14 protein-coding genes and 2 pseudogenes are annotated in these 12702 nt (G+C 39.3%); 11 read left to right on the top strand and 5 right to left on the bottom strand.

Going from position 1 to position 12702, the window contains the following annotated elements:
* Window positions 1-42: 42 nt before the first annotated feature.
* Window positions 43-963: a class A beta-lactamase gene (bla, locus tag MOC09_RS03465; protein WP_268369788.1), complete on the bottom strand. Its 921-nt coding sequence runs from the start codon at window positions 961-963 to the stop codon at window positions 43-45.
* Window positions 964-1207: 244 nt separating this feature from the next.
* Between bla and MOC09_RS03470 the strand changes: the two genes are divergently transcribed.
* The 4 genes from MOC09_RS03470 to MOC09_RS03485 all read left to right on the top strand — a co-directional run bounded on the left by MOC09_RS03470 (window position 1208) and on the right by MOC09_RS03485 (window position 3729).
* Entirely contained in the window at window positions 1208-1837 is a 630-nt protein-coding gene (locus MOC09_RS03470; RefSeq protein ID WP_268369584.1) for a type 1 glutamine amidotransferase family protein, read from the top strand.
* Window positions 1838-2074: 237 nt separating this feature from the next.
* The gene (locus tag MOC09_RS03475) at window positions 2075-2980 is read left to right on the top strand and encodes a type II CAAX prenyl endopeptidase Rce1 family protein (RefSeq protein ID WP_268369585.1); all 906 of its coding nucleotides are present in this window, start codon (window positions 2075-2077) and stop codon (window positions 2978-2980) included.
* A 113-nt stretch (window positions 2981-3093) separates the two neighbouring features.
* Window positions 3094-3462 (top strand): permease, encoded by a 369-nt coding sequence (locus MOC09_RS03480; protein ID WP_268369587.1) that lies wholly within the window; start codon window positions 3094-3096, stop codon window positions 3460-3462.
* Window positions 3463-3564: 102 nt separating this feature from the next.
* Window positions 3565-3729: a hypothetical protein gene (locus tag MOC09_RS03485; protein WP_268360344.1), complete on the top strand. Its 165-nt coding sequence runs from the start codon at window positions 3565-3567 to the stop codon at window positions 3727-3729.
* 322 nt (window positions 3730-4051) lie between these two features.
* On the opposite strand, the gene MOC09_RS03490 is transcribed toward MOC09_RS03485, so the two are convergent.
* Window positions 4052-4930 (bottom strand): DMT family transporter, encoded by an 879-nt coding sequence (locus MOC09_RS03490; RefSeq protein ID WP_268360345.1) that lies wholly within the window; start codon window positions 4928-4930, stop codon window positions 4052-4054.
* A 100-nt stretch (window positions 4931-5030) separates the two neighbouring features.
* Here MOC09_RS03490 and MOC09_RS03495 point away from each other — a divergent pair, with 100 nt between their 5' ends.
* Window positions 5031-5897, top strand: a complete 867-nt coding sequence (locus tag MOC09_RS03495; protein ID WP_268360346.1) for a LysR family transcriptional regulator — start codon at window positions 5031-5033, stop codon at window positions 5895-5897.
* Window positions 5898-6046: 149 nt separating this feature from the next.
* On the opposite strand, the gene MOC09_RS03500 is transcribed toward MOC09_RS03495, so the two are convergent.
* The 3 genes from MOC09_RS03500 to MOC09_RS03510 form a co-directional block, all read right to left on the bottom strand.
* Window positions 6047-6838 carry a DUF817 domain-containing protein gene (locus MOC09_RS03500; protein WP_268369589.1) on the bottom strand — a complete coding sequence of 264 codons (792 nt, stop codon included), beginning with the start codon at window positions 6836-6838 and terminating at the stop codon, window positions 6047-6049.
* A gap of 121 nt (window positions 6839-6959) precedes the next feature.
* The gene (locus MOC09_RS03505; RefSeq protein WP_268360347.1) at window positions 6960-7184 is read right to left on the bottom strand and encodes a helix-turn-helix domain-containing protein; all 225 of its coding nucleotides are present in this window, start codon (window positions 7182-7184) and stop codon (window positions 6960-6962) included.
* Window positions 7185-7194: 10 nt separating this feature from the next.
* Window positions 7195-7677 (bottom strand): DUF2975 domain-containing protein, encoded by a 483-nt coding sequence (locus MOC09_RS03510; protein ID WP_268360348.1) that lies wholly within the window; start codon window positions 7675-7677, stop codon window positions 7195-7197.
* A gap of 347 nt (window positions 7678-8024) precedes the next feature.
* On the opposite strand from MOC09_RS03510, the gene MOC09_RS03515 reads away from it, so the two are divergent.
* The 6 genes and pseudogenes from MOC09_RS03515 (at window position 8025) to MOC09_RS03540 (ending at window position 12328) form a co-directional block, all read left to right on the top strand.
* Window positions 8025-8936, top strand: coding sequence for a VanW family protein (locus MOC09_RS03515; protein WP_268360349.1), 912 nt, complete (start codon window positions 8025-8027; stop codon window positions 8934-8936).
* A 97-nt stretch (window positions 8937-9033) separates the two neighbouring features.
* Window positions 9034-9519, top strand: a pseudogene (locus MOC09_RS03520) (hypothetical protein).
* 111 nt (window positions 9520-9630) lie between these two features.
* A complete protein-coding gene (locus MOC09_RS03525) occupies window positions 9631-9825 on the top strand; it encodes a hypothetical protein (protein WP_003241855.1) in 195 nt (64 codons plus the stop codon).
* Between the two features lie 181 nt (window positions 9826-10006).
* Entirely contained in the window at window positions 10007-10489 is a 483-nt protein-coding gene (locus tag MOC09_RS03530) for a DUF4944 domain-containing protein (RefSeq protein WP_268369592.1), read from the top strand.
* 68 nt (window positions 10490-10557) lie between these two features.
* A pseudogene (locus MOC09_RS03535) lies at window positions 10558-11764 on the top strand (oxalate decarboxylase family bicupin).
* Between the two features lie 264 nt (window positions 11765-12028).
* Window positions 12029-12328, top strand: a complete 300-nt coding sequence (locus MOC09_RS03540; RefSeq protein WP_268369594.1) for a hypothetical protein — start codon at window positions 12029-12031, stop codon at window positions 12326-12328.
* Window positions 12329-12702 lie beyond the last annotated feature (374 nt).

Consider the following 12702-nt stretch of genomic DNA (forward strand, 5'->3'; position numbering starts at 1 on the left):
TGGCTTCAGAAAAAGAAGACTCCGGAATAGGAGTCTTCATCTTTATTTGAGGTCGTGAAGGACGACTTTTGCAGCCTCAGCGATAAGAGCATTATCATAATTAGCATCTTTCGTAAAATGGTTTGATAGGATTGCCAAAACAATAGGAGCTCTATTGGGCGGCCAAACGATAGCAATGTCGTTTCGTGTTCCGTAACTTCCGGCTCCAGATTTATCGCCGACTTCCCACCCTATAGGAGCACCTGCCCGAATCAGTTCGTCTCCAGTAGCGTTCCCACGCATCCATTCAGTTAAGATCGTGAGCTTATCAGTCGTGAGAGTGTTATCCACAGTGAAAGCTTTAAGGTCGGTTGCTAGTGCTTTTGGGGTGCTTGTGTCTCGAATATCTCCAGGAATGGCAGAGTTTAGATCCGTCTCAAATCGATTCGCCTTGGTAACATAATCCCCAATCTGTTTCAGTGAATTTTCGAAGCCTTTAGGGCCGCCAAGCTGTTGCAACAATATGTTCCCCGCAGTATTGTCGCTGTAACGGATAGCAGCCTCTGAGATTTCCTTCAGGCTCATGCCTGTATCTACGTGTTTTTCTGTGATCGGAGAATATGTAACAAGGTCGTCTTTGCTGTAGCGGATGACTTCATTAAGCTTTTCAATTGGGTTTGTCTTCAGGACCGCAGCGCCGGCTAGAACTTTATAGGTTGATGCGTACGCAAACCGCTCATTTTGCCGATAAGCGATCGTCTTGTTTGTACCTGTGTCAATTGCATAAATGCCAAGCCTAGCATCAAATTTTTTCTCAAGTTGAACAAGTTTTTTCATTGTTGCACGGTTAGTCATTTTTGTGTCTTGTATGGCTTTTGCTTCAGCATGCGTTGGTCCGTCAAAGGGTTTGAAACCAGTAAGGCTTAAACATAAAAGCCCAATACATATTCCAAGTTTTAATGTCGCTTTATTTTTCAAATTAATCAAGGCCTCCTGATCATTGATTTTGTATTCCTCTTCTATTAGTACCACAAAAATAGGTGTAAAATCGATATATTCCCATTAAAAGTTTAAGAGAATTAGGGGCATGATGAAAATCGCTGATAATAGGGCAGGTGCAGCATGAGATTTTTCTATTTGTTCCTATTGTCATCCATATGGCCTTATTTTAAAGTGTGGGACGAAGTCATTTGATTAGGCTTTATCAATTGTGATTGGAGTGTTATGGATGCAAACAAAAAAAGTTTATCTTTATGCATTTCATACAATGTCAGACTGGGAATATGGATATTTAATTGCAGAACTCCATTCAGGGAGATATTTTAAAAAAGATGCAACCCCTTTACAAGTAGTTACAGTAGGAGTTAAAAAAGAAATGATTACAACGATGGGAGGGCTCAGCATAAAACCAGATATTTCCCTTGATGAGTGTACGCTTAAGAGTAAAGATCTTTTGATTTTACCCGGAGGGAATACTTGGGGAGAAGATATTCAACAACCGATCCTGAAAAAAGCTGATGAAGCTTTAAAGCTCGGCGCGATTGTAGCTGCAATTTGTGGTGCAACAGTGGGCCTTGCGAATGATGGCTACTTAGATTCTAGAAAGCATACAAGCAATGATCTAGCGTATATGAAAATGGCCTGTCCTACTTATAAAGGAGAAACATTTTACGAGATGGGACCTGCAGTATCTGATGAAAATTTGGTAACTGCATCAGGAATAGCTCCCTTGGAATTTGCGATGGAAGTACTGAAAAAACTAGATGTATTTGCACCAGATACATTGCATTCATGGTATAAGCTGAATCAGACCCATAAACCTGAATACTTCTTTGAGTTAATGAATACAATAAATTGAAAGAGTCAATAACAAATGCCCCTTAACTGAAGGGGCATTTGTTTGTTAAAGTCTAAATATCTTGAATGATGGAATATGTCTATTTGTTGAAAGAAAAGGACGCAATTGTAGTAAAGCAATACAGAAATTTGAACAATAACATTATGTGGAATGTATCGAGATAATAAAGTTTAAATATAAATTGCGCAATTTATTTTCTTATTTAGTGCTTATGAGTAATGTGAAAGGGGTAACCAAATGCAGCTTCATCATACCCAAAGCGGAAAACAAAACAATCATCTTAAATGGCTGGCAACGATTTTTCTCAGCTGGGGGACGTTCGTTTTTGCTTTGTTTGTTGCTACTTTGATCGGTTCAATGGCCCGCCAAGCAGGAGCTTCCAAGCTTTTGCAGCAAGGTATCCAAGCAGGTTTAGTAACATTATGGACTGTCCCGTTGCTCTACATTCTTCTTAGACGGATGTCTAGTAAACCATTCTGCTCTATCGGACTGACTGGGTGGCGGCAAGCCATTCCGAAAGCCGCGATGGGAGCAATGTATGTGATTGTTCTATCTGGATCCGGATTCGCGATCGCCCATTTATTGGGCTGGATCAAAGTTACACAATTTCATTTCTCTATCCATTTAGTGACAGTATTGCTCTTAAACATGATTATCGCTTTCTTTTATGAAGCTTTTCCAGAGGAATTAACTTTTCGCGGAACGTTGTACTATGCTCTGAATAGGCGATTTACTTGTTTCATAGCCTTGCTCCTACAGCCGATCCTATTTGTGCTTGCACCATTAACTGTAAGTGGTTTTCAATACCTAGCAGGAATTGAATCGCCTGCTATCACAGTAGATTACATCATTTTATTGTTGTTGTTTGGATTCATCCTTCAGCTCCTGCGTGTCCTAACAGGAAGCTTGTGGACGTCTATAGCCTTTCATCTAGCTTTTCTCGAAAATTCACGGTTCTTCGTCCTGCAGGGGGAGGAACGCTTTATTGCCTATGAAGAAATTGTGCCAGGTACAGGCGCGCTGTTTGTGATCTTTTTTATGTTGCTTATTGTCGGTTCTCTGATATTAATACCTGCAATAGTAGCTCGCTGGCGGCGTAGAAATAAGAGAAGGCGACTTATGAAACAACAGTTTTATACATAAAAGTATAGAATTGTTTAATGTGAAAATGTTAACCTTTATGAATGAGAATACATTATTTGATTGTTAATACCTGTTTACAGAACTTTTAAACACCAATTGTCATAGCGACCCCAATGGATACTGGGATTATAGTAGTTGAGCAAAAAAGCTTTAAAAAGGAGTGTGAAGTCATTAAAAAATTAGTTGTGCTTTCAAGCTTTATAGGAATCCTGTTATCAATCGTTGGACAATTATTTGAGGTTTTATCTGACTTCTTTATTTCGGGTAACGCTCGGTTTATAGGTGTTTTAGCGGGGATTCTTATATTACTCAGCTTGAAGGCAAGAAGTGTAGCAACGCAATCATTTATTGTTGGTTCAAGTACGGCGATAGGAATTATAGGTGCAGGGATTTTATATTTTCCAGCTGCAGTTATCAATATCTTTATTGGTTTCGAACTAAACAAAAAGATGAGAGAAGAAAACACGAAAGAGTATATTTGAATAAAATTTTTAAGTGAAAGTAAATAAATCATCTTTTATTCAATGAGGTTTATATGGATTTAACATTTCACAGGCTTCTTTAGATAAATGGAGTGAAATAAAATGGATAAGAAAAAGGATGGGATACAAAGAAAATATAGGGAACAAATGAGGGAGAAGACTGAACAAGAAAAAGAAGACGGCAGTTCACATACGTTTGAGATTGTTATTGTACTGGCCATCATTATTATGATATTTTTCTTTAATTCAGTATTTAAGGCTTTTTGATAAAAGAATCTTTTTTTGCCAGATGGAGAAAGTTTGGGGCGGATAATAATTGGTCATACATAAGCGATTATGATTTGAAGCCTGCCGAAGCAGACACGTAAATCAAATAAATAACGATTTTAAGTACAGTGCATTACAAAAAGCAACCTGGTTTCGCAAATAAAGCCGCCTGCAAGTTTGCTACTCACCATTCTAAACGCCAGCCATTAAAGCTAATGTCTCACACCAGACATTAGCTTTTTTCATTGTTTAATAGACTGCCGTCAGACGCTCTCTATATCTGTCTCCAACTTCAACAGGGAAAAAGTATTTCTTTAAAAACTCACACCTTCTGCCGTGAAAATGTAAATGTATTCATAAAGATGCCGGAGCATATCAGTAGTGCGCCGATGACGATATTTATGGTGATCTGTTCGTGCAATTGCAGCCATCCAAAGAATAGAGCCAGGACGGGGACAAACATTAATGCCATAGATGCTTTTGATGCTTCGATTTGATTGAGCACCCAAAACCATACGACAAATGTAAAGCCGGTAGAAAGCAAACCATTAAACGCCAATGACCATATCGCCTGATATGTCCACTCGGCTGAATGGACCGGTTCCAATAAAAAGGAGAAAACCAATAACATGACGGCTCCCATCAGAAGATGCCAGGCATTCATATGAATGATATCGATATGCTTGAAGTGAAGCTTGCTAAACACATTCGCGATTCCCCAGCTAAGTGCTGCCGCAAGGACGCACAGTTCTCCAAATAAGGCGCTTTGATCGACATGCAGCATTTCTTTTCCAAATATAAATAAAAGTCCGAAGAAGCCGCAGATCAGCCCGATTGATTTGTATACATTCATTTTCTCGTGTAATGTAAAATGGCTGATCACCGTAACAAATATAGGCATCGTATACACCAAGACAGAGGTTTTCCCGGAATCAACAAACTGCATTCCATACGTTAATATTCCCATGTAGCCCAGACCCATCAGCAGGCTCATGATGATATAGCTTTTGACATGTGCTTTTCCTATTGAAAGTTTTTTTCTTTGAATGAAGAGAATGAGAAATAAAGGAACCGCCCCAATGAACAGGCGAAAAGCCGAGAACAAAAGCGGGGGGATATCATGAATTCCTACTTTCATTGCAACCCAAGTATATCCCCAAATAAGTGTGACAGATAAAATTCCCAGCATGACTTTTACCATTAGTAAGCCGCCTTTCTTGTTTAGGTATCGTGGTGGTTTCTATCTTATGTTACATTTATATATAACTGAAATACATTTTTATTATCGGGGGTATAACCAAATGGTTATGAACATGAACCATCTTCACATATTTGTAAAAGTCGGGGAGAAATTGAATATTACAGAAGCGGCAAAAGAATTGTTCATCTCTCAGCCGGCGGTTAGCAAAGCGATTAAAAATCTGGAAAGCTCGCTGCAGCTCAAATTATTGATCAGGGATAAACATCATGGTTTAATGCTGACTGACGTCGGGAAGGAAATTTTGCTGTTGGCGAGGCAGATGAAGGGGATTGAAAGCAAAATATATCAAGTAGCCAATCGGGAAAACAAGCTGTTAAGCGGGAAGGTGAAAATCGGTTCATTTCCTGCTGTTTCAACAAATATCATGCCGCAGGCAATTGCAGCATTCAGATCACAGTACCCTCTGATCCGCATAGAATTGGTTGAGGGCACCTCTGATCAAATCAAAGGATGGGTTGAGGATCGGACGGTTGATATTGGGATCGCAGCTTCTCCATTTGAAACGTTTGACTATCAACTATTGCGCAGCGACTATATGGTGGCGGTTATCCCGCCGCAATATGACGAATTAAAACAGGAAAAGCATGTCGACCTTAAAACGTATCAAGATGACCTTATTTTTTGCAAAGGCGGTCATGAAATCGCGATGTCAAACACGTTTCAGCAGCATCACATTAAATTAAAGGAAAACTTGACTGTTCAAAACGCGGAAACCTTGATCAATATGGTCAAAAACAACCTAGGCATAGGCATTATTTCAAACTTTACACTTTCATCTGTCCCGCATCAATTGATCAAAAAAGACATCTTTCCCCGGATCACCCGAGATATCGGCGTCATCGCGCACTCATTCGAGGAAGTAACACCGGCAGCGCACGAATTTATTAAGGTGCTGAAGCAGACGTGATCTAAACCTGTACACTTGATTCACAAAAAGGAAAGTATGATATAAATCCAAGCTTAATATGATTTATCGAAAAAGGAAAAAGCAACAATTCGAATGTTGCTTTTTCTCATATATCTTATTTGTTACTTTGTATGCAAGGTTCTTAACGGTTATAAAAATTGACCGGTCTCTGCTTTTGTGGGACTCTGTTCCTTAACTTGTTTTAAGGTGGCTACTATAAGAAAGCTAACAATGACTAATAATAGCCATGAACTTACCTTTCCTAGATGAACGAGACTCCATGCCTCGGTTTGATTTGGATATGTCCAAGCCCCAAAAAATGTTGCGATATTTTCGGCTATCCATATAAAAAATCCGATAAGCACAAAAGAAAGTGCCAGCGGCATACGGTAGCGAATCCCATTTACCTCATATATGACCCATGATTGCCAAAAGACAATAATGACAAGTCCAGATAACCACCAGCGAATGTCAATCGAATAATGGTGGGTGAAAAAATTCAAATAAATCGCAGCCGCAAGCGGCACAACGACAAAAAACGGCGGCCACTTAACCAGTTCAACCTTAAGCCTTCTCCACGCCTGGCATAAATAACTGGCTACACTTGCATACATGAATCCGCTATACAAAGGCACCCCGAAAACTTTGGAATATCCTCCTTCTGGATAAGACCAGGAGCCCATATGCACCTTGAAAAGTTCAAGAGCAAGTCCGATAAGGTGGAACAAGGTAATCACTTTTAACTCATCCCGTGTTTCAAGCCCGGAATGCACCATCCACCACTGCATGAGAACGCAGATGATGAGCAGCCAGTCATAGCGCGGCAAGAAGGGAAGAGGGATGATTTGTGTAATAGCCAAAGAGGCAAAAATAACGACAGGAAACAAACAGGATAGTGCCTGTTCCCAACCAAAACGAACGAGCTGTTTTAGGGCTCTCATGATGTACGCCCCCAAAGGTTTTTTCTGAATAGATGTAAGACACGCATAGAAGGATATAGGGTTACGTCCATAGGGTCACCACCAAACCACTTTATTTTTCTTTTAATCATTATCTTCTTTATTATGAATCCTGTGTGTCTTCATCGCTTCGGTATTCCAAAATATCTCCGGGCTGGCATTCTAAAGCCTTACAAATCGCTTCTAAAGTTGATAATCGAATGGCCTTTGCTTTTCCATTTTTTAATATCGAAAGATTAGCCATCGTAATGCCAACCCTCTCTGAAAGTTCTGTTACGCTCATTTTCCTTTTAGCAAGCATTACATCAATATGAATAATAATTGCCATGTTCATCACCTCAGACCGTTAAGTCGTTTTCTGATTTTATATCAATCGCTTCTTTTAACAGTTTTTGAAGAACAGCAGCAAAGACGGCAATCACCATTGAAGCAAAGATAATAACCAATCCGATGACGATGATGCCTGGGGCGTCGTCTCTCTCGGCCATGAGATAAAAGAATGGCATTCCTGCTGCAAACAAGGTACTGATCGTGACCGCACAGTATTTGATATTCTTTAAAGCTTTTACAGAAATGTTAGAGAAAGCTTTGTTCTTATCGATATAGCTTAAAAGTTTAAACGCTTGATAAAGAGCGAAGTAAAAAGGTATCGCCGCTCCATACAAAAAGATGAAAACGAAATATTGTATATAAGCCATATTTGGAAGTAATTCTGCAGCATAAGCGGCTATCTTAGGCACTACAAAAATACACAAAGCTAGAATTGGAATTCCAATAAAAATAACAGCAATCTTTAAAAAGAGTGTTGATACTCGATTCATAAAAAGCACCTCACTAATTTATTGTCAAATTGAATTTAACACACGTTTTATCGTTTTACAATAAAAATCTATTGAAAAAGGTTATTTTATTATTGTGTAGAAGGCTTTTTTTATTTTAACAAGAACGAAAAAGCGTCCCTCATGACAAGAAGATCTCGATTATTTTAAACGCCTGCAACTATTTTAAGCATGTGTTTCAATGAGCTCAAGAAAATAATGAAAGATATACTCTTATGGGGCTTTTTTATTGCATGGTAAGAAAATCAACATCTAAAACAAACGAAGGGAAGAAATACATCAAAGGATAGGCTGCAGTTCATACTAATGATCGGGAGGTAAACCGACTTATGATACACATTTGGATGACTGGTCTTTTATTATTGGCTCAGCCGAGCGAACAGCCTGACAGCTTAATGGTCACACAAGACGGACGGACGATTGCCACTGTTAACCGTGAACACTTTATGATGCCTCTTCCAGGTACGCCGCTGATTGACCATGAAAAGTACCGTAAGTTCATCGAGCAGCTCGATAAGCAAATTTACCGTGAGCCAATAAATGCTGCACTTAACGACCAGGGGAGCATCATCCCGGGCAGGGTTGGTTACAAACTGTCTCAACAGGCATTTATGGAAAAGTTTTATGCTTATTTCTATGGCCAAGGCTCTTCAAAGGCAGAAGTGCCGGAATTGAATATTTATCCGAAAGTTGACAGCGAGTTGCTTGCTCACATTAGTACGCAGCAGCTCGGTCAGTACGTAACTCATTTTAATTCGAGCAATACAAGCCGAACCCACAATATTTCCCTTTCTGCAAAGGCAATTGACAACCATGTTGTATTCCCTAATGAGACGTTTTCATTTAACCAAGTTGTAGGAATGAGAACCCGGGATAAAGGCTATAAGAGTGCGCCCATTATCGTCAAAGGTGAGTTGTCTGAAGGTGTAGGCGGAGGAATTTGTCAGGTATCATCAACATTATTTAATGCAGTTGATCGTGCGGGGCTGCGAATCGTTCAGCGCTATTCTCATACAAGACAGGTGCCATATGTTCCGCCAGGACGTGATGCTACAGTAAGTTGGGGAGGGCCTGACTTTCTCTTTCAAAACCAATATAACCAGCCAATACTTATCCGGGCAAAACAGCATGGGGGAACTATGGTTGTTACGCTTTACTCTTCTGACGTGATCAATAACAAACTGCGAGAGGTTCCTAAAGCGCCATCTCAAATACCGAAAGAAATAAATGACGAACGGTAAAGCACATACCTTAGATAGTCAGCAGCTCGACTGCTCTAAATCATGTCTAAGACACATTTATCGATAAACGAATGAAAAAGAATGAGGGATGAAAGAAGTGAAAAGGCTATTATTTTTCTTATGTATTTTAATATTTGCATTTACCTTTTTTCAATCAAAAGCGCAAGCCCGGAGTTTTACGGTATTGCCTATTACACAACAAACTGATCAGTGGTCAGTAAAAGTAAGTGAAGCTAAGAATGTAAAGGGACTTGCAAGACCTTGAAAAAGGAGAATATAAAGTATATTCAAAAACATAGGGGAAAAAGCAGCTGAAGTGGATGTGCAACTGTATAGAAATGACCCTGATTCAATCACAAGGTTTTCTCTTTTTGGTTGTCCCGATGAAAATTGTATAAAACAAAAAGAAAATTCTAAAACGTTAGCTGACAGTTTAAACGATGGTTCGCCGTTGAGGTTCAAGCATTTTCTGCTGGCAGATAAGGCTTCTGAATGAGAAGTTGATATAATTTGGACACAAAAGGGGCAAGAAGGACACCATTTAAAACAAACCTTTACATTTACTGAGGATGGCGTTCATTAGACTTAAAGCACTTGAAGATCGTTCGTTGTTAATCAGTTTTTTGTGTAAAAATTTCCAACTATTCCGGAAGAATGAACGATATAGAATTGGTCAGGAAAGGGAGAGGAAAAGATGATTAGATCCATTACTTTGCCAGAGGAAAAAACGAAAATAACAGTTGGGAAACCAATCAAAGATGAGTCAAACGTCAAAGTTACTGCGATTTATGACTATAGAGAAGAACCAGAAGAAGCGTTTTGGATACACTTATCCGATGGAAGTGAAATGTTTGTCGATGATCACAAAGTCTTTATTGAATACGAATAATGAAAGGGGCCGAAATTACCGGGCAGCTGGGATCATTTCCTGCAGCTTAAAATGGCAAGAAAAAGAAGCTCAAAAAGTTTAGAGTAGCCATCTGTTGAATCAATGGCTCTTTTTTATTTTCTTTTCAGTAACATTTTGATCCCATTTTCCTACTAAAAGAATGAGGGAAGTGAGGACACACATGAGAAAAAAGAACAATGTTAAGAACTGGCTATTCATGATAGCTGCATTCATGCTGATCTGCACCGTATCAATCTTTGCCATGCTGTCAGGAAACAAAGTGAAATATGAGGGCACCGGGAAAAGCGGACTGTGGGTTTCAAGCATTGAAAAATCTGACAAGACTTCAATTGGACCTAATTACTTTTTAAATTTATTTTGGCAGGGGAGTAAGAAAGACGAAAAAAGGAGTGTAGTTGAGAAAATCACATTTTACATAGATGGCAAAAAGTATGATGACAGAGAAGATTATGATTTATCAGAGTATACAGGTGAAGAAATGGCCGATGGACGAGAAATGAAAGACCACATCGCTACCTTTGATTATATGCCTGAAGATGAAGTGATAGGGCATGAGTTATTAGTAAAAGTGGAATGGAAGACAGGTGAGAAAAGACAAACAGAAGAAATCAAATTACATAAGAAACCATGGTATAAAAGATAGCTGACTTGATGACTAGGTGATCACATTACGGGTCACTTTTTTGCTTTTGCGGATCTAGGCACAGCAATATGAAACCCTGCATAGGCTGGAATGAAAACTGGTTAATTGCTAAAACGAGGTGTGTACTGTTGGAAAAACAACCAATCAATCATGAAGACAGAAACGTGCCGCAGCCTATTCGAAGTGATGGAGCCGAAGCTATCGATGCGGGCCCGCGTAATGTCATGAAAGATATTCAAAATCCGAATATTGTTACAGATGGGTATGATTCCTAACTTAAGATTTTCGTTTTCAGACGCGCCAATGAAATTGGACCGCGGCGGTTGGTCACGTGAAATTACCGTCAGGCAGCTTCCCATTTCAACCGCAATTGCAGGAGTAAATATGAGCTTAACTGCGGGAGGTGTGCGTGAACTACATTGGCATAAACAAGCTGAATGGGCTTATATGCTTTTGGGACGTGCCCGTATAACCGCTGTTGACCAAGAAGGACGGAATTTCATAGCTGATGTTGGACCTGGCGATTTATGATATTTTCCCGCAGGAGTTCCACATTCCATCCAAGGGTTGGAGCATTGCGAATTTCTGATCGTCTTCGATGATGGAAGCTTTTCTGAGTAACCATTTCAGATTGGCTTGCACAAGCCAAAGGATGTTCTTGCTGCAAATTTTGGTGTCCAAGAGAATGCTTTTCACTCTCTTCCTTCAGAACAAGTCTATATCTATCAAGGCAGCGATCCGGGATCAGTCGCCAACGAAGACATTCAGTCACCATACGGAAAAGTCCCCTTGACCTTCAAATACGAGATGTTGAATCAAACACCAATTCAAACGCCTGGGGGAAGCGTACGAATTGTGGATTCTTCTAACTTCCCGATTTCAAGAACTATAGCGGCAGCTCTTGTTCAAATAGAGCCTGGTGCGATGAGAGAGCTTCATTGGCACCCCAATAGTGATGAGTGGCAGTATTATCTGACAGGAAAGGGACGCATGACAGTATTTATCGGGAATGGGACTGCCCGAACATTTGATTTTAGAGCAGGCGACGTTGGATATGTGCCCTCAAATGCTGGACACTATATACAAAATACTGGTACAGAAACGTTATGGTTTTTAGAAATGTTCAAAAGTGACCGCTATGCAGACGTGTCACTCAATCAGTGGATGGCATTGACGCCTAAAGAATTAGTGCAAAGCAATTTGAATGCTGGACCTGAATGGCTCGATTCTCTTCGTAAGAAGAAAGTGCCTGTTGTGAAATCCCCTAACTCGTAAAGGAGTTTACGAATCAGGCGACGGTTTTTACTATTAATCAGTTCAATTCTTGAGCAGCTGAATTTAGAGTTATTACATCCCTATGTATGTTATGTAGGGATTTTCTGCTTGCATAGGCAAAATAATGGGCTTTAAAATGACAGTATGGAAATGATAACCATCAACTGATTGAACATTCATAGAGGTTTTCTAATTTACTATAACAAAATTCATAATAGCCTTTCTTTTTTTAAAATGAGAATGGTTTTAATACGGAGGACCAAAATGAAATCACTCACGATCTTATCCAGTTTTACCGCTGTTGGTATGTCACTCCTTGGGCAAAGGCTGGGAGTGCTGACTGATTCTTATGCGGTGGGCAATGCTTGGTTTGCAGGCGTTTTGGCCGGATTGATTGCACTGCTTATTTTGATTGAGAGTCAAGTTATGACGAAAAATTACATAGTAAGTTTAAGTACAAATTTCATTTGGGGAGTAGGATTTCTATATTTCCCAGCTGCAATCACCAACATTTTCGTCAGTATTACAATGGACAAGAGAAAGAGAGAAGAAGGCCTTGATTGAAGAATGACTTTGGAGGGAAAGGGCATGGATATACCCACATGGGCCTATATTATATTTACTGTCATAGGTGCTGCAGGCTTCATAAGTTTAATGTGGTTGAGTTATTTTTCCGATAAAAACGAAAAATAAGATTCATTCGAAATTTACAAACTCTGTTGATACCTGCAAAGATTTAAATTTAAATAAGCCATGTAAACCCCATTGTCTAAAGGAGTGAACATAGCTTATTTTTTTATAGGTTTACATAATAATATTATTATGAACTGATTAATAATAAATATGAAAATAACTAATTGTATTATGTACTAAATATTCATATTAACTAAAATAAATCGGCACTAAGAACCAAAGCTTCTTTACAAAACCTTAAGATA

Source organism: Bacillus sp. N12A5 (assembly GCF_026790125.1).
Lineage (GTDB): Bacteria > Bacillota > Bacilli > Bacillales > Bacillaceae > Bacillus.